This is a genomic window from Oceanicola sp. 22II-s10i (genome assembly GCF_002210105.1).
Taxonomy (GTDB): Bacteria; Pseudomonadota; Alphaproteobacteria; order Rhodobacterales; family Rhodobacteraceae; genus Pseudooceanicola.
In genome coordinates, this window is sequence record NZ_AQQU01000002.1 from 394,155 (window position 1) to 416,684 (window position 22,530).

Below are 22,530 nucleotides of genomic sequence, written 5' to 3' on the forward strand. Positions count from 1 at the left end.
ATGGCGACACTGGTGCTTTCGTCGGTCGGGGCGGCTGTCGGCGGGTCCATCGGCGGCTCGGTTCTCGGGCTGTCGACGGCGGCTGCGGGGCGGTTCGCGGGGGCTCTGCTGGGGCGGGTGATCGACCAGCGGCTGCTGGGGCATGGGTCGGAACCGGTTGAGACCGGGCGCGTGGAGCGGTTCCGGCTGACCGGCGCGGGCGAGGGCGATCCGGTGGCGCGGGTCTATGGCCGCATGCGGGTCGGGGGGCAGGTGATCTGGGCCTCGCGGTTCGAGGAGATCGTGTCGACCTCGGGCGGGGGCAAGGGGGCGCCGCCTTCGCCGGAAGTGCGGGAGTATTCCTACCGGGTGAATCTGGCGATCGCGCTGTGCGAGGGCGAGATTTCCGGCGTGGGCCGCATCTGGGCGGACGGGGTGGAGATCGCGCGGGACCTGCTGGCGATGCGGGTTTACCGGGGCGACCGGACGCAGGTGCCTGATCCCCGGATGGAGGCGGTCGAAGGGGCCGGGATGGTGCCGGCCTATCGCGGGACGGCCTACGTGGTGATCGAGGATCTGGACCTCTCACCTTATGGCAGCCGGGTGCCGCAGTTCAGTTTCGAGGTGATCCGGCCGGGGCAGGGTGACGGGGCGGAGGACGTCTTTTCGCCCGCCCGCGCGATCCGGGCGGTGGCGATGATGCCGGGCAGCGGGGAATACACGCTGGCGACCACACCGGTGTCTTTCGACCTGGGCGGTGGCGCGGTCCGGATGGCGAACGTCAACACACCGTCGGGGCGGAGCGATTTCGTGACCTCGCTCGATGCGCTGGAGGCCGAGGTGCCGGGCTGCGGTGGCGTGTCGCTGGTGGTCAGCTGGTTCGGCGGCGACCTGCGCTGCGGGTCCTGCGAGATCATGCCGAAGGTCGAACAGCAGGAGGCGGACGGCGAGGGCATGGCGTGGCGCGTGTCGGGGCTGGACCGGTTGGCTGCGGCGGCGGTCGGGCGCGATGGCGACGATCGGCCGGTCTATGGCGGAACGCCCGCGGATGCGGCGGTGATCGAGGCGATTGCCGAGATGAATGCGCGCGGTTTGCGGGTGATGGCCTATCCGTTCCTGCTGATGGATCAGCAGGCGGAGAACGGCCTGGCCGATCCGTGGAGCGGGGCGGAGGACCAGCCGGCGCTGCCATGGCGCGGGCGGATCACGTTGTCCGTCGCGCCGGGGCGGGCCGGGTCGCCCGACGGGACTTCGGCGGCGGAGGCCGAGGTGGCGGCGTTCTTCGGGACGGCGGCGGCGTCTGACTTTGCGGTGTCGGAGGGGAGCGTGAGCTATTCCGGCCCGGCGGAGTGGCGGTTCCGGCGCTTCATTCTCCACCAAGCGGCTCTTTGCGTGGCGGCGGGCGGGGTGGATGCGTTCTGCATCGGCTCCGAGATGCGGGGGCTGACGCAGATCCGGGGGGCGGGGAATTCGTTCCCGGCGGTCGCGGCGCTGCGCGCTCTGGCGGCGGAGGTGCGGACGATCCTCGGGCCGGACGTGAAGATCGGCTATGCGGCGGACTGGTCGGAGTATTTCGGCTATCACCCGCAGGACGGGTCGGGGGACGTGTTCTTTCACCTCGATCCGTTGTGGTCGGATCCTGTGATCGACTTCGTCGGAATCGACAACTACCTGCCGCTGTCGGACTGGCGCGAGGATGAGGATCATGCGGATGCCGGTTGGGGGTCTGTCTACGACCCGGACTACCTTGCCGCGAATGTCGAGGGTGGCGAGTATTACGACTGGTATTACCACTCGCCCGAGGCGGAAGCGGCGCAAATTCGCACGCCGATCAGCGATGGCGCGCATGGCGAGGACTGGGTGTTCCGCGCCAAGGACATTCGCGGATGGTGGTCGCATGAGCACCATGAGCGGATCGGCGGGGTGCGTCAGGCGGCGGCGACGGGTTGGGTGCCGGGGATGAAGCCGGTGTGGTTCACGGAACTCGGCTGCGCCGCGGTCGACAAGGGGACGAACCAGCCGAACGTGTTCCTCGATCCCAAGTCGTCCGAGAGCAGGCTGCCGCGGGCCTCGACAGGGCGGGCCGATCCGGTCATTCAGATGCAGTACCTGCGGGTCATGCACGAATACTGGGTGGATCCCGCGCACAACCCGGTGTCGGCGGAGTATGGCGGCCCGATGATCGACATGGACCGGGCGCATGTCTGGGCCTGGGATGCGCGGCCCTATCCAGCCTTTCCGAACGACCGCGAGACGTGGAGCGACGGGGCCAACCATGCGGCCGGGCACTGGATCACGGGGCGGGTGGCCGGACGGTCGCTGGCTTCGGTGGTCGGCGAGATTTGCGAGGGCGTCGGGCCGGTAAATGTCGGCGGGCTCCACGGTCACGTCAGCGGGTATCTGGCCGAGGATGTCGGTCCTGCGCGGGCGGATTTGCAGCCATTGATGTTGAGGTATGGCTTCGACGCTGTGGAGCGCGAGGGCGTGCTTCGGTTCGTGATGCGGGACGGGCGCGATGCGGTCGAACTGGATGGCGAAGCGCTGGCGGTGTCCCCCGAATTGGGGGCGCGGATCGAGGAGGTGCGCGCGCCCGAGGCGGAACTGGCCGGGCGGGTGCGGCTGAAGTTCGTGCAGGCCGGGGCGGATTTCGCTGTGGTCTCCGAGGAGGCGGTGATGCCGGACGAGGTGTCGCGGTCGGTTGCGGCGTCGGAGGTGCCGCTGGCGATGTCGCGCGGCGAGGGGCGGCAGGTGGTCGAGCGCTGGCTGACCGAGGCCCGTGTGGCGCGCGACAGCGTGCGGCTGGCGTTGCCGCCGTCGCGGCGGGATATCGGGGCGGGCGATGTGCTGCGGCTGCCGGTGGCGGAGGGCGCGGGGCTGTTACGGGTGGACCGGGTCGAGCAGGGCGATCACGCACTGGTCGAGGCGGTGCGGATCGAGCCGGGTAGCTACCGCCCCGTCGACATGGCCGAGGATGCCATCGCGCTGTCACGCTTCGTGCCGCCGGTGCCGGTGCTGCCGCTGTTCATGGACCTGCCGCTGATGACCGGGGACGAGGTGCCGCACGCGCCGCATGTCGCGGTGACGGCAAAGCCCTGGCCGGGGAGCGCGGCGATCTACGCGGCGGATGACGATGCGGGCTATGTGCTGAACACGATGGTGACGAAACGCTCGGTGATCGGCGTGACGGAGACGCCGCTCTCTGCCGCTTTTGCGGGGATCTACGACCTCGGCGAAGGGCTGAGCGTGCGGTTGACGAGCGGGGTCCTGTCCTCGGTGACGGACACCGCGATGCTTGCGGGGCGGAACCTTGCTGCGATCGGGGACGGGACGCCGGGCAACTGGGAGTTGTTCCAGTTCCGCGACGCCGTGCTGACCGCGCCGGATACGTGGCTGCTGACACGGCGGTTGCGGGGGCAGTTGGGGAGCGATGCGCTGATGCCGGAGGTCTGGCCGGCGGGCAGCTGGTTCGTGCTGCTGGACGGAACGCCCGAGCAGATCGCGTTGACGCCGGCGCAGCGCGGTTTCGCCCGGCACTACAGGACGGGACCGGGGCAGCGGCCGTTCACCGACCCGGCCTATCGGCATGACGTGCAGGCGTTCGACGGAATCGGGCTGCGGCCCTATGCGCCTGCGCATCTGCGCGCGGAGTGGAGCGGTGGCGATCTGGGGCTGAGCTGGATCCGCCGGACCCGCATCGCGGGCGACGGCTGGGAGGGGTTGGATGTGCCGCTCGGCGAGGAGCGGGAGCATTACCTGGTTCGCGTGACACAGGGCGGGGTTCTGCGCGAGGCCGAGGTGTTTACGCCCGGATGGACGTGGAGCGCTGCGGCGCAGGCGGGGGACGGGCTGGCGGCGGGGCTGTTTACCGTCGGTGTGGCGCAGGTTTCGACCGTTTACGGGCCGGGCCCGTTCCGCGAGATCACGCTGTCGGCCTGACGCCACGCATTCCGCGCTGTTAAATCTCTCATCACGGCTTTGCGTTTCACCCGACCCCGCCTATCTGCTAGGGTGCGACGAGACGCGCGAAAGGATAGCCGATGGCCGAGACCCGCAAGAAACTCGCCAAGCTGGACCCGGTCTGGGCCCGGATCACCACCGAGGCCGAGGCCGCCGTGCGCGAGGAGCCGCTGCTTGGCGGTCTCGTGCATTCGTCGGTCCTGCACCACCAGTCGCTGGAGCGGGCGCTGGCCTATCGGATTTCCGCCAAACTCGCCTCGCACGAGATGTCCGAGCAGATCCTGCGCGAAATCTGTGACGAGGCCTATGGCTCTGAACCTGCGCTGGCCAATGCGGCGCGGGCCGATATCGCAGCGACCTTCGACCGCGACCCGGCCTGCCATCGCTATCTGCAGCCGGTGCTGTTCTTCAAGGGCTTCCAGGCGGTGCAGACGCATCGCGTGGCGCATTGGTTGTGGACCAACGGGCGACATGACCTGGCCTATTTCTTCCAGATGCGGTCGTCCGAGATCTTTGGCGTCGACATCCATCCGAATGCCAAGATGGGGCAGGGCATCATGATCGACCACGCCCATTCCATCGTGATCGGCGAGACGGCGGTGGTCGGCGACAACGTGTCGATGCTGCATTCCGTGACGCTGGGCGGGACGGGGAAAGAGGACGAGGACCGTCATCCCAAGATCGGTAACGGCGTGCTGATCGGCGCGGGGGCCAAGGTTCTGGGCAATATCCACATCGGCCACTGCTCGCGCATCGCGGCCGGCTCGGTCGTGCTGCATGACGTGGAGCCCTGCAAGACCGTCGCGGGCGTGCCTGCCAAGGTCGTTGGCGAAGCGGGCTGCGATCAGCCTTCGATGAACATGGATCAGCTCATCGGTCTGTGATTTTTCGCTGATTGGGAAGGGCTTACGGGGCGCGGTTCATCCGCGCCCTTTCACTTTGCGCGGGCCGAGGGGCGCAGGTCCGGCAGCGTGATGTTCGCCACCTGCTCGGCAATCGGCTGAACCGAGAGCGGATGCGTTTCGTGCGCGTAATCCTCGGGATCGCGCATCTTCTGCCACTGGCCGTCGTGATAGACCTCGAGCCCGCCGAAGCGCGCCTTGTAGCCCATCTTGGGCGAACCGGGCACCCAGTAGCCGAGGTAGACATAGGGCAGACCGGCCTCCCGCGCGATCTCGACATGGTCGAGGATCAGGTAGGTGCCGAGCGAGTCCTTCATCCGGGTCGGGTCGTAGAAGGAATAGACCATCGACAGCCCGTCATCGAGCACGTCGGTCAGCGAGACGGCGGTCAGCCCGTCCTCGGGGTCGTGGTATTCGATGACGCGCGACTTGATCGGCGTTTCCTCGATCATCGCGGCGAATTCGAAGACGTCCATGTCGGCCATCCCGCCATCCGCATGGCGGCTGTCGAGATAGCACCGGAACAGGTCATACTGATCCTCGGTCGCCCAGGGCGACGTCGCCTTGCGGGTCAGGGCCTTGTTGCGCTGGACCGTCCGCCGCTGGCTGCGCGAGGGTTTGAAATCCGCCACGTTGATCCGCGCCGACAGGCAGGCCGCGCAATCGGCGCAGGACGGGCGGTAGAGCACGTTCTGGGAACGGCGGAATCCCTGCTTGGACAGCGCGTCGTTGAGCGGCGCGGCCCCTTCGCCCTGCAGGGCGGTGAACAGCTTCCGCTCCATCCGGCCTTCGAGGTAAGGGCACGGTTGGGGGGCCGTCACATAGAACTGGGGTGCGAGCGGTAGGGTGTGGCGCATGATCGAGTGGCAGAAGGTTTGGACTGGACGTTATCAGCCGCCAACGTTTCAGCCAAGTAAAGAGTTCCGGCCAGCACATCCCTGCAGGGTCAACCCGCCCGATTGATCGCCACTGTTTCGAGGACGTGATCGGTAAGGCCTTGCTTACGTTCGGTAATCACCATCAGCACGACCGATGCCAGTTGCGCCAGCGGAAAGGCCCAGCTGAGCGAGTATCCAAGGGTGTGAAGGAACGCCGTGCTGCCGTCGAACCGGGCGCCATCGCCGCGCCGGAACTCGATCGCCATCAGGCGCATGCCCCAGGTTGCGGAGCCGCCGGCGATCGTCGCCCAACGGTAGAAGAATCCGGTGACGAGCATCAGCAGCGGGAAGAAGAAGAGGCCCGTGAAGGCGGTAAAGGGCACGATCAGCAGGCTGAGCGCGATGATGACCACCGTATCGACGACCCAGGCCAGCAGGCGCTTGGCCGGGACGCCGGAATAGAAGGCGGCATCGTAATGCGGGTCGGGCAGGGGTCGCGTGTCGGCGTAGCTCATGATGTCCTCGCGTGATGCGGACCGGCCCCGCGTGGGGCCGGTTTGGTGGCTGACCGCAGGGGTCAGGCGTCTTCGCGCTTGTCCTCGTCGGACTCTTCCCCGGCGCGGCGGGCGCGTTCGCCCATGAACTGGTCGAACTCGGCCTTGTCCTTGGCGTCGCGCAGGCGCTGCAGGAAGGATTCGAAGGCGTCCTGTTCCTGTTCCAGACGGCGCAGCGTCTCGGTCTTGTAGGCGTCGAAGGCGGTGTTGCCCGAGGATTTCATCGCGGCATAGCCGGACCGGCGCATTTCGTAGCGTTCGCCATGGCGGCGGCAGGATTTCGAGAACATGCGTTTGCTCCAGATCATGTAGGCAAGAAGGGCGAGGCCGACAGGCCAGAAGACAACAAAGCCGAGCACCATGGCGGCAATCCAGGCGCCCTTGCCCTTGCTGTCGAGCCAGTTCTCGCTCCGTTGCAGCCAGGACGGGCGGTAGAAACCACCGTCGGTGTGGGCCGTTGCGTGGGCGGGTGTCATCGTGTGTCTCTCTCCGTGTTCAGGTCTATGTGAATGTCTTTCACATTGCCAAGATGGGAAGCACGGGCGGCCCTCGCAAGGGGTCATGTGAATGTTTTTTACATTTTCCCATGTCAGGCTGTGAAATCAGACACTTGCGCACCGGTGAGGGGCTGCAGGGCGGTGGATTTCAGCGCAAATACATGATGCGGCGTGCCCGCGGCGGCCCATATGACGTCGAAATCCAGCAGTCGGGGGTCGAGGAAGGCGCGGATCGGGTTGACGTGTCCGACCGGGGCGACGCCGCCGATGGCAAAGCCCGTCTGGGCCCGGATCAGGGTGGCGTCGGCCTTGCCGAGTGCCTCGCCCGCCAATGCGGACGCCTTGGCCGCGTCGACCTGTTTGCCGCCGGCGGTCAGGAACAGGATCGCCTCGCCGCTTTCCTCGCCGCGAAAGATGATCGACTTGGCGATCTGATCGACCTCGCAGCCAACGCCGTCGGCGGCCATCTGCGCCGTCTTGGCCTCTTTCAGTTCGACGATCTCGGTCTCTATCCCTGCGTCCTGCAGCGCGCGGATCACGCGGGCCTTGCTCTTGCTCATATGCGCCTCCGGTGTTCGGCGTTTTATTGCCAGCGCGGGCGGCCATTGACCAGCCCTGGGGCGATACGCAATGTGCCGGCCATGACCTTCGCCTCTCGCATGACCCGCTGTCCCCGCCCCTTCGATCCCGACCGTGGGGCGGAAGCCGTGGAGGCCGTGCCGGGGCTCGAGTCGCCGGTCGCGGACCTGATCCGGGGGACGGGCGGGTGCAGCCCCTACCTCGGCGGGCTGATCGCCAAGGAACGGGACTGGCTGCCGGGGGCGCTGGACGATCCCGAAGGTGCATTTGACGCCGTGATCGCGGGGCTGGGCGAGGTGACGCCCGACAAGCTGGCCAGCGCGCTGAGGCAGGCCAAGCGGCGGGTGGCGCTGTTGACGGGGCTGGCCGATCTGGCCGGGGTCTGGGCGCTGGAGGGCGCGACGGAACGGCTGACCGAATTTGCCGACCGGGCGACCGATCTGGCGATGAAGGCGGCGCTCGGGGCCGAGGTGAAGCGCGGCAAGCTGCCGGGGATGACCGAGGACGACGTCGCGACCGGGGCGGGCATGGTGGCCTTCGCCATGGGCAAGATGGGCGCGGGCGAGCTGAACTACTCGTCGGACATCGACCTGATCGTGCTTTTCGACGACGGGCGTTTCGACCCCGACGCCTTCATGGAGGCGCGGCCCGCCTACATCCGGGCCACGCGGAAATGGGCGGCGATGCTGTCGGACATCACGGCCGAAGGCTATGTCTTTCGCACCGACCTGCGGCTGCGACCCGATCCGTCCGTCACGCCGGTCTGCATGGGGATGGAGGCGGCGGAGCGCTATTACGAGAGCCTTGGCCGCACGTGGGAACGCGCGGCGTGGATCAAGGCGCGGCCCTGCGCCGGGGACCTTGCGGCGGGCGAGCGGTTCCTGGGCGAGATGCGGCCCTTCGTCTGGCGGCGGCATCTGGATTTCGCGGCCATTCAGGACGCGCATGACATGCGGCTGAAAATACGCGATCACAAGGGCTTGCATGGCGGTGTTGATCTGCCCGGCTTTGACATGAAGCAGGGCGCGGGCGGCATCCGCGCGATCGAGTTCTTCGCCCAGTTCCACCAGATCGTGGCCGGTGGCCGCGATCCCGACCTGCGGGTGCGCGGGACCGTTCCGGCACTGGCGTTGCTGGCGGAAAAGGATTGGATTCCAAAGGATTTGGCGGAAAAGCTCACGTCCGCCTACCGTGCGCACCGAGAAGTGGAGCACCGGGTGCAGATGGTCAACGACGCCCAGACCCACGCCCTACCGCAGAACGACGCGGGCTTTGCGCGCTTGGCGGCCTTCATGGACCGCGACGAGGGCGAGCTGAAGGCCGAGATCCGGACGCGGCTGGAGGAGGTCTGCGCGGATACGGACGGCTTCTTCGAGGCGCGCGGGCTGTCGAAAAAGCGCGACGCGGCGCCGGAGGTGGAGTTCGACAGCAAGATCCTCGACCGCTGGCGGGGCTACCCGGCGCTCCGGTCCTCGCGGGCGCAGGGCATCTTCGAGCGGCTGAAGCCCGAGATCCTGTCCCGCCTCGCCGCCTCGGCCCGGCCCGAGGAGGCGCTGTCGGCCTTCGACGGGTTCCTGTCGGGCCTGCCCGCCGGTGTGCAGCTGTTTTCGCTGTTCGAGGCTAACCCGCATCTGATCGACCTGCTAGTCGACATCGTGGGCACCGCGCCTGAACTGGCGCTTTACCTGTCGCGCAACGCGAGCGTCTTCGACGCGGTGATCGGCGGGGGCTTCTTTGCGGAATGGCCGGGGCTGGGGGTGCTGACCGAAGACCTGCAGGGCGTTCTGGCGCATGAGCAGGACTACGAAAAGAAGCTCGACGCCGCCCGGCGCTGGCAGAAGGACTGGCATTTCCGCATCGGCGTGCATCACCTGCGCGGCCTGATCGACGCCCGCGCCGCTGGCGTGGAATACGCGGAACTGGCCGAGGCGGTGCTGCGCGGCGTCCTGCCCGTAGTGGCGACGGAATTCGCCCGCAAGCACGGCGATTTGCCGGGGCGCGGGGCGGTGGTGCTGGGGATGGGTTCGCTCGGCGCGGGGCGGCTGAACGCGCGGTCCGACCTCGACCTGATCGTCATCTACGACGCGGGCGACGTGGAGCAATCGGACGGACGTCGCCCTTTGCCTGCAAGGACTTACTATGCGCGGCTCACGCAGGCCCTTGTCACCGCGCTGACCGCGCCGATGGCCGAGGGGCGGCTCTACGAGGTCGACATGCGGCTGAGGCCCTCGGGCAATCAGGGGCCCGTCGCTACGTCATGGCCCGCCTTCCACAGCTACCAGTCTGAACAGGCCTGGGTGTGGGAACACCTTGCGCTCACCCGCGCGCGGATCGTCGCCGAGGCGGGTGCGGAGGGCGTCGCGCTCGGACAGGATGTGACGGCGTTCCGCGACGATCTGCAGGCGCGCGGGCGTGACCGGGACGAGGTCCTGAGCGCCGTGGCCGAGATGCGGGCGCGGATCGCCAAGGCGGGGCGCAGCCCCGACGCGTGGGAGGTCAAGACCGGCCCCGGCCGCAACCAGGAGATCGAGCTGATGGCGCAGGCCGGGGCGATCATCGGGGGCGTGCCGTCGGGGCCGATGGTGACGGGCCTGGACGGGGCGGTGCGCGACGGCTGGCTGACGGCGGAGGGGCGCGACGACATGGTCGCCGCGTACGAGCTGTGCTGGCAGTTGGGGCAGGTGGCCAAGCTGCTCAGCGACCGGCCGCTCGATCCCGACGCCATCGGCGCGGGCGGGCGGGCGATGCTGCTCAGGGAAACGGGGGTGGACGATATCTCCGCGCTCGAGGAAAAGTACTTCAGCACGACGGCGCGGGCGGCGGAGGCGATCGACGCCGCGCTCGCGCCCTATGCCAAAGAGGACGAGGCATGACGACACGCGGCGATGCGGCGGATCCCAAGGGGCTGATCCGCGAATCCTACAACATCGAGGGGATCAGCGAACCGGAGTGCCGGTCGATCTTCATGGACTGGGCGCTGAGCCTGGCCGAGGGTGCGGACACGCCCGGCTGCCTCGATACGCTGATCGCGCGGCATGCCGATGCCGTGCCGGATCATCCGATGTCGGGCCTGCTGCGCGCGGGCCGGACGTCGATGGCCAACACCGGGCGGCGGGGCGGACGGCGCGGGCGGCTGCAGTAACGCCGCTCAGCGCACCAGAACGCTGGCGGTCCGGGCGATGTTGACGATCGCCGCCCAGTCCCCGGCCGCGATCAGGTCGTTGGGGCAGACCCATGACCCACCGACACAGGCGACATTCGCCAGCGTCAGGTAGTCGCGCACGTTGCCCGGCCCGATGCCGCCGGTCGGGCAGAAGGTGATCTGCGGGATCGGTGCGCCGATGGCTTTCAGCGCGGATGCGCCGCCTGCGGCTTCGGCGGGAAAGAACTTCTGCGTGGTATAGCCACGGTCCAGCAGCCGCATCGCCTCGGTCGCGGTGGCCGCGCCGGGCAGGGTCGGCAGGCCCTCGGCCGCGACCGCGTCGAGCAGGCGGTCGGTCGAACCGGGCGAGACGCCAAAGGTCGCACCCGCCGCCTTGGCCCGCATCACGTCGTCCGGGGTCAGCAGTGTGCCCGCGCCGACGTAGCCGCCCGCGACCTCGGCCATGATCGAAATCGCCTCGAGCGCGGCGGGCGTGCGCAGGGTGACTTCCAGCACCGGCAGGCCGCCGTCGATCAGCGCCTCGGCCAGCGGGCGGGCGTGGGCGGCGTCGTGCACCGTGATGACCGGGATCACCGGGGCGATGCGGCAGAGTTCCAGCGTGCGGGCGCTGGCCTCGGCCGGGGTCAGGCGGTCAGACGACATTCGCGGCCCCCGTGGTGGCGGGGCCCGCGTTCTGGCGGAACAGTTCGAACAGTTCGCGGCCGATGCCGTGGCTGTTGGCCGACAGGTCGGGCGTCGCGGCCTTGCGGCCCGACAGGTCGGTCAGGCATTCCAGCGTGCCCGCAACGGCGTCCACCCGCACCACGTCGCCGTCCCTGAGCAGCGCCAGCGGCCCGCCGTCCGACGCCTCGGGCGAGACGTGCAGGACCGAGGGGACCTTGCCCGACGCGCCCGACAGGCGGCCATCGGTGACCATCGCCACCTTGTGGCCCCGGTCCAGCAGCACCGACAGCGTCGGCATCAGGTTGTGCAGCTCCGGCATCCCGTTGGCCTTGGGGCCCTGGAACCGGACGACGACGACAGTGTCCTGGTTCAGCTCGCCCGCGCGGAAGGCCGTCTTGACCGCCTCCTGATCGTGGAAGATGCGCACCGGCGCCTCGATCACGTGGTAATCGGGGTTCACCGCCGACACCTTCATGATCCCTTCGCCAAGGTTGCCCTCAAGCCGCTTCAGCCCGCCGGTCTTCTGGAACGGGTCGGCGGCGGGGCGCAGGATCTTGTCGTTCTCCGATTTGCCCGAACCGGGGCGCCACGTGACCTTGCCGCCGTCGAGGAACGGCTCCTGCGTGTAGAGCTCCAGCCCGTCGCCCGCGATGGTGCGCACGTCCTCGTGCAGCAGGCCCGCGCCCAGCAGTTCGCCGATCATGTAGCCGAGGCCGCCCGCCGCGTGGAAATGGTTCACGTCGGCCAGACCGTTCGGATAGACCTTGGCCATCAGCGGCGTGACCGAGGAGATCTCGGCGAAATCCGCCGGGTCCAGCGCGATCCCCGCCGCCCGCGCCATGGCGGGCATGTGCAGGACGAGGTTCGTCGACCCGCCCGTCGCCATCAGCCCGACGATGCCGTTCACGAAGGCGCGTTCGTCCAGGATCTCGCCCGCCGGACGGTAGTCGTTGCCAAGGCCCGTGATCTCGAGCGCGCGGCGGGTGCCGGCGACGGTCAGCGCGTCGCGCAGGGGGGTGTTCGGGTTGACGAAGCTCGACCCCGGCAGGTGCAGGCCCATGAATTCCATCAGCATCTGGTTGGAATTCGCGGTGCCGTAGAAGGTGCAGGTGCCGGGCGAGTGGTAGGAGGCCATTTCCGCCTCCATCAGCTTGTCGCGGCCGACCTCGCCCGCGGCGAACTGCTGGCGGACCTTGGATTTTTCCGAATTCGGCAGGCCCGAGGGCATCGGCCCGGCGGGCACGAAGATCGCGGGGACGTGGCCGAATGTTGCGGCGGCCATCACGAGGCCCGGCACGATCTTGTCGCAGACCCCGAGGAAGAGCGCCGCGTCATAGCAGTTGTGCGACAGCGCGATCCCGGCGGCCATGGCGATCACGTCGCGCGAGAACAGCGACAGCTCCATCCCCGGCTCACCCTGCGTGACGCCGTCGCACATGGCGGGCACGCCGCCCGCGACCTGCGCCGTCGCGCCCGCGTCCCGCGCGGTGTCGCGGATCAGGGTGGGGAAACGCTCGAACGGCTGATGCGCGGACAGCATGTCGTTATAGGCCGTCACGATGCCGATGTTCGGCGCCCGACCGGCGGCCAGCGCGTCCTTGTCCGGCCCGGCGGCGGCATAGGCATGAGCCTGACTGCCGCAGGAAATATGGGCGCGTGCCGGTCCCTTGTCGCCCGCCGCGCGGATGCGGGCGAGATATGCCTCGCGGCCGGGGGCGGAGCGTTCGCGGATCCGGTCGGTTACCGCGGCGATGGTTGGGTGGAGCGTCATGCGGGCCTCCTCTGCCTTTCGCCACATTAACAAGGGATGATTGCGGTAACAACGCGGTCCAGGATGAATTGATCCATGTGAAATCCGGCGCCGTCGAAGGGTGAAAGACTGTGCGATGCGCCCTCTTTCCGAGCATCGCGCAACGGGGTAGGAGGTGGCATGACCGCATCGCCCCTCCCCACCGTCCGCCTGAAACCCAAGGCCAACGCCCGCGCCATCCGGCACGGCGCACCATGGGTCTTCGACAACGAACTCGTGCTCGACCGCCGCACCAAGGCGCTGGCCCCCGGCAGCATTGCGCTGCTGGAGGATGCCGAGCGTCAGCCGCTGGCGCTGGTCGGGTTCAATCCCGACTCGCGGATCGCCTGCCGGGTGCTGGACCGGGCCGAGGCGACGGGGATCGACACCGAGTGGTTCGTGGAGCGGATCGGCAAGGCGCTGGCGATGCGGGAACGGCTGTTCGACGCGCCATTCTACCGGCTGATCCATGCCGAGGGCGACGGGATGCCGGGGGTGGTGATCGACCGTTTCGGCGATGCCTGCGTGGTCCAGCCGAACGCCGCATGGGCCGACGCGCTGATCGGTCCGCTGACGGATGCGCTGGTGCAGGTGACCGGGGTGTCGACCGTGCTGAAAAGCGCCTCGGGCCGGGCCCGGTCGCTGGAGGGGCTGGACGATGTGGATGCCGTTCTGGTCGGCGCCGCGCCCGAGGCGGCGGTGGCGGTGCCGATGAACGGGGCGACCTACATGGCCGACCTGACGGGCGGGCAGAAGACGGGGCTGTTCTACGACCAGCGCCCGAACCACGCCTTCGCGCAGCGATTCGCGAGAGGCGCGCGGGTGCTGGACGTGTTTTCTCATGTCGGCGGTTTCGGGCTGGCCTGCCTCGCGGGCGGCGCCGGGTCGGCGCTGGCCGTGGACGGCTCGCAGCCCGCGCTCGATCTGGCGGAGGAGGGCGCGCGGCAGAGCGGGCTGGCCGACCGCTTCGCGACCCGGCGCGGCGATGCCTTCGAGGTTATGACGGCGCTCGCCGAGGCGGGCGAGAGCTTCGACGTCGTGATCTGTGACCCGCCCGCCTTCGCGCCGACGAAACAGGCGTTGGACGCGGGGTTGCGGGCCTATGAACGGGTCGCGCGGCTGGCGGCGGGACTGGTGGGCGAGGGCGGTTACCTGGGCCTGTGTTCCTGTTCCCATGCCGCCGATCTGGCGAGCTTCCGTCAGGCCTCGACCCGCGGTATCGGCCGGGCAGGTCGGCGGGGGCAGCTGATCCACACCGGGTTCGCCGGGCCGGACCATCCGATGCATCCGCATCTGGCCGAGACGGGGTATCTCAAGGCCCTGTTCTACCGCCTGTGAAGGCCGCGCTCGACGCCTGCGTGCTCTACCCGACGGTGATGCGGGAAATGCTGCTCGGGGTCGCGCGGGCAGGGCTCTATCAGCCGCTCTGGTCCGCGCGGATCCTCGAGGAATGGGCGCGGGCGGCGGGCAAGGCCGGGCCGGTGGTCGAGATGCAGGCCCGCAGCGAGATCGCGCTGACCCGCGCCGGATGGCCGCGCGCCGAGGTGCGCGTGGACGAGGCGCAGGCGCGGCGGCTGTGGTTGCCGGACCCTGACGACGTGCATGTGCTGGCGGCGGCGGTGCAGGGGCATGCGGATGTCATCGTGACGATGAACAGGGGCGATTTCCCCGCGCAGGTTCTGGCAGAAGAGGGGCTGTCGCGCGCCGATCCCGACAACTTCCTGCTTGGGTTGTACGAGGCGTCGCCTGAAGCCGTCGGCGCGGTCGCGGATGCCGTGCTGGCCGAGGCGAAACGGCTGTCCGGCGAGGACTGGACGATGCGCAGCCTGATGAAGAAGGCGCGCCTGCCACGGCTCGGAAAGGCATTGGAGCGACGCTGATGTCGCTTTTCCCCGGCAGAGGACGCAAATGATCGCCGCTGCCGGTCGCTCGGGCGATAATTAGGGCGCCAACGGGCGGCATGGTGCGCCCCGGAGCCAAGGGGATTCGGCATGAGCGAAGCAGCAGCAAAGCGTCGGGCGCGGGGCGGCGGCGGCGCGGCCCGCAGGGCGGAACGGACCAGCGTCAAGTTCGACACCGCGCGGTTCATCGAACGCAACATCCCCAATTTCGAGCTGCTGAACGAAGAGGCGCTCCAGATCATCGAGGCGAATGCCGAGACGGTTCTGGAAGAGATCGGCGTGAACTTCGTCAACAACCCCGGCGCGCTGGACCGCTGGCGCGAGGCCGGGGCCGATATCGAGGGCGAGCGGGTCCGCATCCCGCGCGGGCTGGCGCGCAAGCTGTGCGCGACCGCGCCGTCGAAATTCACCCAATACGCCCGCAACCCCGAGCGTTCGGTCGAGATCGGCGGCAAGAACCTCGTCCTCGCCCCCGTCTACGGCCCGCCCTTCGTGCGTGAGGGCAATGTCCGCCGCTACGCGACGATGGCCGACTTCGAGAAGTTCGTGAAGCTGGGCTACATGTCCAAGTGGCTGCACCACTCGGGCGGCACCGTGTGCGAACCGACCGACATCCCGGTGAACAAGCGTCACCTCGACATGCTGATGGCGCATATGACGCTATCGGACAAACCCTTCATGGGATCCGTGACCGAACCGAGCCGCGCGCAGGATTCGGTCGACATGTGCAAGATCCTCTTCGGTGAGGAGTTCGTGTCGGAAAACGCGGTGATGACCTCGCTCATCAACGTGAACTCTCCGCTGACCTTCGACGACACGATGATGGGCTCGCTCGAGGTCTATGCCGCAAACATGCAGGCCGTGATCCTGTCGCCCTTCATCGTCGGCGGCGCGATGGCGCCGGTGTCGGTCGCGGGCACGCTGACGCAGGTGCTGGCCGAGGTGCTGGCGGGCGTCGCCTATTCGCAGCTGGTGCGCCCCGGCGCGCCGGTGATCTTCGGGGCCTTCGTGACCTCGATCGACATGAACTCGGGCGCGCCGACCTTCGGCACGCCGGAGGCCTCGCAGATCCTTTACGGCGCGGGCCAGCTGGCGCGGCGGCTGAACCTGCCGTTCCGCTCGGGCGGCGGGCTGTGCGGGTCGAAACTGCCGGACGCGCAGGCGGCCTACGAGACGGCGAACACGCTGAACGCGGCACTGATGGGGGGCGTGAACTTCATGCTCCACGCCTGCGGCTGGCTGGAAGGCGGGCTGGTGTCGTCCTTCGAGAAGTTCGTGATGGACGCCGACCAGCTGGGTGCGCTGCACAAGATGGCCGAGGGCGTGTCGCATGACGAGAATGCGCAGGCGATGGACGCGATGCGCGAAGTGGGACCGGGCGGGCATTACCTGGGTTGCGCGCACACGCAGGCGAACTTCAAGACCGCGTTCTGGCGCACCGAACTGCTGGACTACAAGCCGTTCGAGACCTGGGACGAAGAGGGCGCGCGCGACACCCGGTCGCTGGCGGCGGAACGGGTCGAAAAGCTGCTGGCGCAGTATCAGCAGCCCGAACTGGACCCGGCGATCGCCGAGGCGCTGGCGGCCTATGTTGCGCGCCGCAAGTCCGAGATGCCCGACGCCTTCGTCTGAGGCCACGACATCGCAGTCAGGCAGGCCCGCCGGTGAGCACCTCGCCGGCGGGCCGCTCCGTTGTCTGTGCGCTGCGCAGGATCCGGGCCTCGCCCAGGATCGCGCTCATCACGTCGACGTGGCGGATCACCGAATAGCCCGCGTCACCTGAGCGGCGGCGGTGGTCGAGCTCCGCCTCGATCTCCAGCAGGGCCATCATCGCGGCGGCGCTGCGGGGCAGGGTGGCCAGCCCGAAGTAGCGCGGCAGCACCGACTCGCGCCGGTAGCCATCGGCGCCGATCCGCGCGGCGGTCATCAACAGGCGCGGGCGGCGCAGGTCGGACAGGCGTGTCAGGGCATCTTGCATCGGAAACTTCCTCGTCTTCAGGCGACAGGGGGCGATGCTTGCACAAGTTTGACGGGTGTTGCGTGGAGCGCCTTCGCGGCGAGCGGTGCGATCACGATAGTTTATTCAATGGAAACAATCATTGCCATCAACGGATATTGTTAACCCATGGGAAACTTATGATCCGTTAACCTGTGGATAAAACTGGGGAAGAAAGGCCGGTCCACGGCCTTGGGACAATTTGAAATGTTAGTCACGCCGCATGCGGCCGTGACCGGATTGAACGCCCGGACCTTGCCGTCCTGGGTGCCGGACGCGGCCCGCCGCTACCTCGCCCATACCGAGCAGGGCCAGTCGATCCGCGCCCTTGCGCGGGCCGCTGGCTGCCACGCCTCGACCGTGATGCGTCAGATCCGCCGGATCGAGAACGCGCGCGACGACGTGCTGGTGGACGAGGCCCTGCGGAGGCTGGGCCGCTTCGTCAGGCGGCAGGCCGAAGGCGGGCTGGAAGAGGAATGCAACGAGATGACGACGCAAGAACCTTTGGGACTGGGGGCCTTTCCCGACGCCGCGACCCTGCGCCGCGAGGCGCGCCGCATCCTGCGGCGGCTGTGCGAACCCGGCGCGGTGCTGGCGGTGGCGGCCGAGATGGAAAAGGCCGTGGCGGTGCGCGACACCGCGTCCGGCACGACCGAACGGCTGGCGGTGGTGGAGCGGGCGACGGCCGAGGCTCTGGCGCTGAAGGGCTGGATCGCCTGCGACGCGCCCGGACGGGTGTCGCGTTACACGATCACCGCCGAGGGCCGGGCTGAACTGAACCGCCTTCTGGTGCTGCGCGACGGAGGCGAGGCGGTGCGCCGCGGGATGGCCGAGGCGGCCACGGTCTTCGATACGGCGGACCGCACGGGCGGAGAGGCGGAGGAAGAGGCCGAGGTCAGGCGCCGTATCCGCTATGGCACGACGGAAACGCCAGTCGCGATGCTGGCGCGGCGGCGGGACGGGGACGGGCGACCATTCCTCGACGACAGTCTGGTCCGCGCGGCGGTGCGGCTGGCCGAGGATTTCGAACTGGCGCAGATCGGGACGCGGGTCACGCAGGACTGGGACCGGTTCCTGACGGCGGGCACCGCCGGGGGCATCGGCGATGGCGCGGGCGGATCGGGATCGGGACGGGCGCTCGCGCGGGTTCAGGCGGCGCTGGCCGATCTCGGGCCGGGGCTCGGGGACATGGCGCTCAGGTGCTGCTGCTACCAGCAGGGGCTGGAAACGGCGGAGCGGCGGATGGGGTGGTCGGCGCGGTCGGGCAAGATCGTCCTGCGCATCGCGCTCCAGCGCCTGCGGCTGCATTACGACCGGCTGGGCGATGCAGGCGGGATGATCGGCTGACCTGCCGTAAAAATTCGACACGAATTTTCGGGCTTCGCCGCATTCCGGCGCAGCCCCGTCATGCGTCCGGCGAATGGCGGGGTCCGGTGGAATGGCGGTGACGCCCGGTCATGACTATGTTATTCCGTGCAAAACGCGAAAGGCATGGCATATGCGCGATCTGAAAATCCCGCAGCAGCGTCACCCCGAAAAGGCGCATCGCCCGGACAACGTCCAGCCCAAGAAGCCCGACTGGATCCGCGTCAAGGCGCCCACGTCCAAGGGGTATTTCGAAACCCACAAGATCATGCGTGAGAACCGTCTGGTCACGGTCTGCGAAGAGGCGGGCTGTCCGAACGCCGGCGAATGCTGGAGCCAGGGTCACGCCACCATGATGATCATGGGCGACATCTGCACCCGCGGCTGCACCTTCTGCAACATCGCCACCGGCCGCCCCGACGCGCTCGACGCGTTCGAGCCGGGGCGCGTGGCGCATGCGGTCGAGAAGCTGGGTCTGAACCACGTCGTCATCACCTCGGTCGACCGCGACGATCTGGAGGACGGCGGGGCCGAGCACTTCGCCCAGACGATCCGCGCCGTGCGGCACCGCTCGCCCGATACCACGATCGAGATCCTGACCCCCGACTTCATCAGGTGCGGGCCGGAAGCCCTTGAAACCGTTGTCGAAGCGCGGCCCGACGTGTTCAACCACAACCTCGAGACGGTGCCGGGCCTCTACCCCGAAGTCCGTCCCGGCGCGCGGTATTTCCATTCGCTGCGGCTGTTGCAGCGGGTCAAGGAACTGGACCCGTCGATGTTCACCAAGTCGGGCATCATGGTCGGTCTGGGCGAGGATGCGCAGGCGGTGCGGCAGGTGATGGACGACATGCGCGCGGCGGATGTCGATTTCCTGACCATCGGCCAGTACCTGCAGCCGACGCCCAAGCACCACGCGGTTGCCAGCTTCGTGCATCCGGACGAGTTCAAGGCCTATGAGAAGGCGGCCTATGGCAAGGGCTTCCTGATGGTCTCGGCCACGCCGCTGACGCGGTCGTCCTATCACGCGGGTGACGACTTTGCCCGGCTGCGGGAAAACCGGATGCGCAAGCTCGGGCTCGGCGCCTGAAGCCTCAGGGCGGGGTTCGCCCCGCCTGACGCGATGCCCTAGCGGGTCAGGACCAGCGCGTCGTTGCGGATCTCGACCGAGGTGAAGTTCTGCAGATACGACATGCCGAGCAGCGATGCAGGCATGTCGCCCTCGCTGACGAAAGCCCTGAAATTCCGGTCTGTTATCGGCCCAAGCTCAACCTCGTCCAGCCGGACCGGCGCGATCCGCACGGCCCCGTTCGCCGTCTGCGCCCGGTTGTAATACTGCAGCCCGGCGAGGTCGATGCCCGCCGCCGCCGCGTCCTCGTGCGACAGGACCATGTCGGTCGCCCCGGTGTCCACGATCATCCGCACCGGCGTCCCGTTGATCGCCACTGTCACGTAGTAATGCCCGTCCCGTTCGCGCGGCACGGCGACCGTCCCGCCCTCGATCCGCTGCATCGGCGCGATGGTGTGGCGGATGTCGCCCCACATGCCGATGGCCGCGACCACGCCCAGAAAGATCAGCCCCCAGAGCGTCGCATGCTGCAGCATGGTGCCGATCCGTCCCCGGTAGCGCACGATCGTATAGCCGCCGATCGCCGCGACGAGCAGCACGAGATAGACGAGGTTGCCGATTTGCAGGTCTGACATTCCGGGGTCCGCTCTGACAGGTTCCAGATGAATATAGGGTCACCCGGTCCGCAGGGCGAGGGGTCAGGCCGGTCCGAAGCCGTAGGCGCGCAGCCCGTCCAGCACGAACTGCACCGAAAGCGCCGCCAGAAGCATCCCGAGCAGGCGGGTCACGACGTTGATCCCGGTCCGCCCGAGCAGCCGTTCCAGCAGCCCCGCGGTCAGGAAAAAGGCGAAGACCACCACGATCACCGACAGCGCCACGCCGAGCGCGGTGACGAGTCCCGGCACGCCGGGGTTCTGTCCGGCCAGCAGGATCACCGTGGCGATGGCGCCCGGTCCCGCGATCAGCGGAATGGCGAGCGGGAAGACCGACGGATCGGGGCGTTCGTCCTCTTCCTCGGCCTGATCCTCGCGCCGCTTGGTGCGGCGTTCGAACAGCATGTCGAGCGCGGTCAGGAACAACAGGACCCCGCCCGCGATGCGGAAGGCGGGCATGGAGATGCCGACAAACCCCAGCACCGCCTCGCCGAAGAGCGAGAAGAGCGCGAGGATCCCGAAGGCGATCACGCAGGCGCGGATCGCGATGGCCCGGCGGCGCGCGGCGCTCATCCCCTGCGTCAGCGCGGCAAAGAGCGGAGTCAGCCCGACCGGGTCGACGATCACGAAGAGCGTGACGAAGGCGGTGATGAAATAGGCGGTGGTCATGATCCGGTTGAACCACGTCGCGGGCGCGAGGGGAAGGGCGAGGCGATCAGGCCGCCTCGGCCCTTTCCAGTTTCTCCAGCGCCGCCATCCACAGCGTCTCGGCCTTTTCCATGGCCTCGCGCAGTTCGGCGTACTTGCGGTTCCAGACCTCGAGCTCGCCGGTCTTGCCGTCTTCGTAGAGCGCGGGGTTGGCCAGCTTGGCCGACAGCTTGTCCGCCATGTCGTTCAGCTTGGCCACGCGCTCCTCGCATTTGCGGGCTTCGGCACGCAGGGCCAGCATCTGGTCGCGCGAGGGGCGTTTCGGCTTTTCCTTGGGCTTTTCAGGCTTCTGCGGGCCGGTGTTGCCGGCAAGAAGGAAGTCGCGATAGCTTTCCAGATCGCCATCATAGGCCGACACGCGGCCGTCCTTGACCAGCCACAGCCGGTCGGCCACGAGGCTCAGCAGGTGCATGTCGTGGCTGACGAGGATCACCGCGCCGGTATAGGCGGTCAGCGCCTCGACCAGTGCCTCGCGGCTTTCGATGTCGAGGTGGTTGGTCGGTTCGTCGAGGATCAGCATGTGCGGCGCGTCGATCGTGGCCAGCAGCAGCGACAGCCGTGCCTTCTGGCCGCCGGACAGGCGTCCGACCTCGGTTTCGGCCTGTTCGGCGCCGAGGCCGAATCCGGCCAGCCGGGCGCGCAGTTTGGACTGCTGTTCGGTCGGGCGGACGCGCATCAGGTGCTGGAGCGGGCTTTCGTCCACGTGCAGCTCGTCCACCTGGTGCTGGGCGAAGAAGCCGATCCGCAGCTTGGGCGAGCGCACCATCTTGCCGTCGATCAGGGGCAGGCGGTCGGACAGCATCTTGGACAGCGTCGACTTGCCCTCGCCGTTGCGGCCAAGGAGCGCAATCCGGTCGTCCTGGTCGATCCGGAGCGTCATGCCGCGCAGGATCACGGTGTCGCCGTAGCCGGTCGATGCGCCCTCGACCGCGATGATCGGCGGCGACATTTCCTCGGGTTCGGGGAAGGTGAAGACGGTCCGCGCCGCATCCTCGGGCGCGGTGATCCGTTCCATCTTTTCCAGCATCTTGACGCGGGACTGCGCCTGCTTGGCCTTGCTGGCCTTGGCCTTGAAGCGGTCGACGAAGCTCTGCAGATGCGCGCGGCGGGCGTCCTGCTTCTTTGCGGCGGCGGCCTGCAGGGCGCGTTGCGCGGCGCGCTGGCGGGCGAAATCGTCGTAGCCGCCCGCGTAGAGGGTCAGCTTGCGACCCTCCAGATGCAGGATGTGGTTCACCGCCCGGTTCAGCAGGCCCCGGTCGTGGCTGATGATCAGCACGGTGTGGGGGTATTTCGCGAGGTAGCTTTCCAGCCACAGCGCCCCTTCGAGGTCGAGGTAGTTGGTCGGTTCGTCGAGCAGCAGCAGGTCGGGGGCCGAGAACAGCACCGCCGCCAGCGCCACGCGCATCCGCCAGCCGCCCGAGAAGGCCGAGCAGGGCATGCGCTGTTCGGCGTCGGTAAAGCCCAGACCCTTGAGGATCGTGCTGGCGCGGCCCTCGGCGGACCATGCGTCGATATCGGCCAGCCGAGTCTGCACCTCGGCGATGCGGGTCGGATCGGTCGCCGTTTCCGCCTCGGCCAGCAGGTCGGCGCGTTCGGTGTCGGCGGCCAGCACGGTGTCGATCAGGCTGACCTCGTTGCCCGGCACCTCCTGCGCGACGCCGCCGATGCGGGCGCGGGGTGGCAGACCGATGGCGCCGGTGTCCAGCGTCAGCTCGCCCCGGATCAGGCGGAACAGCGTGGTCTTGCCGGTGCCGTTGCGGCCGACGATGCCGACCTTGTGGCCATCGGGGATCGTCGCCGATGCGTGTTCGATCAGCGGGCGGCCGGCGATGGAATAGGATATGTCTTCGATGCGGAGCATGAGGCGCGGGTTAGCAGAG

The 22,530-nt window shown here is 68.4% G+C and carries 19 protein-coding genes; 9 read left to right on the plus strand and 10 right to left on the minus strand.

The window, feature by feature from the left end; translation table 11 throughout:
- Both ATO6_RS09950 and cysE read left to right on the plus strand, forming a co-directional pair.
- Positions 1–3,915: a glycoside hydrolase/phage tail family protein gene (locus ATO6_RS09950; protein ID WP_088623837.1), complete on the plus strand. Its 3,915-nt coding sequence runs from the start codon at positions 1–3 to the stop codon at positions 3,913–3,915.
- A 101-nt stretch (positions 3,916–4,016) separates the two neighbouring features.
- Positions 4,017–4,820 (plus strand): serine O-acetyltransferase, encoded by an 804-nt coding sequence (gene cysE / locus ATO6_RS09955; RefSeq protein WP_088623838.1) that lies wholly within the window; start codon positions 4,017–4,019, stop codon positions 4,818–4,820.
- Positions 4,821–4,870: 50 nt separating this feature from the next.
- Here the strand turns inward: cysE and ATO6_RS09960 are convergent, their stop codons facing one another.
- From ATO6_RS09960 to ATO6_RS09975, 4 genes are all read right to left on the minus strand, one after another.
- The gene (locus ATO6_RS09960) at positions 4,871–5,695 is read right to left on the minus strand and encodes an arginyltransferase (RefSeq protein ID WP_088623839.1); all 825 of its coding nucleotides are present in this window, start codon (positions 5,693–5,695) and stop codon (positions 4,871–4,873) included.
- Positions 5,696–5,784: 89 nt separating this feature from the next.
- Complete coding sequence (locus ATO6_RS09965; protein WP_088623840.1) at positions 5,785–6,231, minus strand: RDD family protein; 447 nt, start codon at positions 6,229–6,231, stop codon at positions 5,785–5,787.
- A gap of 62 nt (positions 6,232–6,293) precedes the next feature.
- Positions 6,294–6,746 (minus strand): DUF2852 domain-containing protein, encoded by a 453-nt coding sequence (locus ATO6_RS09970; RefSeq protein WP_088623841.1) that lies wholly within the window; start codon positions 6,744–6,746, stop codon positions 6,294–6,296.
- Positions 6,747–6,859: 113 nt separating this feature from the next.
- Positions 6,860–7,327: a YbaK/EbsC family protein gene (locus ATO6_RS09975; RefSeq protein WP_088623842.1), complete on the minus strand. Its 468-nt coding sequence runs from the start codon at positions 7,325–7,327 to the stop codon at positions 6,860–6,862.
- A gap of 81 nt (positions 7,328–7,408) precedes the next feature.
- Here ATO6_RS09975 and ATO6_RS09980 point away from each other — a divergent pair, with 81 nt between their 5' ends.
- Together ATO6_RS09980 and ATO6_RS09985 are read left to right on the plus strand one after the other, a co-directional pair.
- On the plus strand, positions 7,409–10,219 hold the full coding sequence (locus ATO6_RS09980; RefSeq protein WP_088623843.1) for a glutamine-synthetase adenylyltransferase: 2,811 nt from the start codon (positions 7,409–7,411) through the stop codon (positions 10,217–10,219).
- Entirely contained in the window at positions 10,216–10,488 is a 273-nt protein-coding gene (locus tag ATO6_RS09985; protein ID WP_088623844.1) for a hypothetical protein, read from the plus strand. The genes ATO6_RS09980 and ATO6_RS09985 overlap by 4 nt, the downstream gene beginning before the upstream one ends.
- A gap of 6 nt (positions 10,489–10,494) precedes the next feature.
- On the opposite strand, the gene eda is transcribed toward ATO6_RS09985, so the two are convergent.
- Together eda and edd are read right to left on the minus strand one after the other, a co-directional pair.
- Positions 10,495–11,136, minus strand: a complete 642-nt coding sequence (gene eda / locus ATO6_RS09990) for a bifunctional 4-hydroxy-2-oxoglutarate aldolase/2-dehydro-3-deoxy-phosphogluconate aldolase (protein ID WP_088623885.1) — start codon at positions 11,134–11,136, stop codon at positions 10,495–10,497.
- 4 nt (positions 11,137–11,140) lie between these two features.
- A complete protein-coding gene (edd, locus tag ATO6_RS09995) occupies positions 11,141–12,943 on the minus strand; it encodes a phosphogluconate dehydratase (RefSeq protein WP_088623845.1) in 1,803 nt (600 codons plus the stop codon).
- Between the two features lie 159 nt (positions 12,944–13,102).
- Between edd and ATO6_RS10000 the strand changes: the two genes are divergently transcribed.
- From ATO6_RS10000 to ATO6_RS10010, 3 genes are all read left to right on the plus strand, one after another.
- The gene (locus ATO6_RS10000) at positions 13,103–14,299 is read left to right on the plus strand and encodes an RSP_2647 family RNA methyltransferase (RefSeq protein ID WP_088623846.1); all 1,197 of its coding nucleotides are present in this window, start codon (positions 13,103–13,105) and stop codon (positions 14,297–14,299) included.
- The gene (locus ATO6_RS10005) at positions 14,296–14,841 is read left to right on the plus strand and encodes an RSP_2648 family PIN domain-containing protein (protein ID WP_088623847.1); all 546 of its coding nucleotides are present in this window, start codon (positions 14,296–14,298) and stop codon (positions 14,839–14,841) included. The genes ATO6_RS10000 and ATO6_RS10005 overlap by 4 nt, the downstream gene beginning before the upstream one ends.
- A gap of 111 nt (positions 14,842–14,952) precedes the next feature.
- A complete protein-coding gene (locus ATO6_RS10010; protein ID WP_088623848.1) occupies positions 14,953–16,494 on the plus strand; it encodes a trimethylamine methyltransferase family protein in 1,542 nt (513 codons plus the stop codon).
- A gap of 16 nt (positions 16,495–16,510) precedes the next feature.
- On the opposite strand, the gene ATO6_RS10015 is transcribed toward ATO6_RS10010, so the two are convergent.
- Positions 16,511–16,840 (minus strand): DUF6477 family protein, encoded by a 330-nt coding sequence (locus ATO6_RS10015; protein ID WP_088623849.1) that lies wholly within the window; start codon positions 16,838–16,840, stop codon positions 16,511–16,513.
- Positions 16,841–17,065: 225 nt separating this feature from the next.
- Between ATO6_RS10015 and ATO6_RS10020 the strand changes: the two genes are divergently transcribed.
- Together ATO6_RS10020 and lipA are read left to right on the plus strand one after the other, a co-directional pair.
- Complete coding sequence (locus ATO6_RS10020; RefSeq protein WP_088623850.1) at positions 17,066–18,205, plus strand: DUF6456 domain-containing protein; 1,140 nt, start codon at positions 17,066–17,068, stop codon at positions 18,203–18,205.
- Positions 18,206–18,356: 151 nt separating this feature from the next.
- Positions 18,357–19,310, plus strand: a complete 954-nt coding sequence (gene lipA, locus ATO6_RS10025; RefSeq protein ID WP_088623851.1) for a lipoyl synthase — start codon at positions 18,357–18,359, stop codon at positions 19,308–19,310.
- Positions 19,311–19,348: 38 nt separating this feature from the next.
- On the opposite strand, the gene ATO6_RS10030 is transcribed toward lipA, so the two are convergent.
- The 3 genes from ATO6_RS10030 to ATO6_RS10040 form a co-directional block, all read right to left on the minus strand.
- Positions 19,349–19,924 carry a TIGR02281 family clan AA aspartic protease gene (locus ATO6_RS10030; RefSeq protein ID WP_088623852.1) on the minus strand — a complete coding sequence of 192 codons (576 nt, stop codon included), beginning with the start codon at positions 19,922–19,924 and terminating at the stop codon, positions 19,349–19,351.
- A 63-nt stretch (positions 19,925–19,987) separates the two neighbouring features.
- Positions 19,988–20,611, minus strand: coding sequence for a MarC family protein (locus tag ATO6_RS10035; protein WP_176440878.1), 624 nt, complete (start codon positions 20,609–20,611; stop codon positions 19,988–19,990).
- A gap of 46 nt (positions 20,612–20,657) precedes the next feature.
- A complete protein-coding gene (locus ATO6_RS10040) occupies positions 20,658–22,511 on the minus strand; it encodes an ABC-F family ATP-binding cassette domain-containing protein (RefSeq protein WP_088623854.1) in 1,854 nt (617 codons plus the stop codon).
- Between the last annotated feature and the right edge of the window lie 19 nt (positions 22,512–22,530).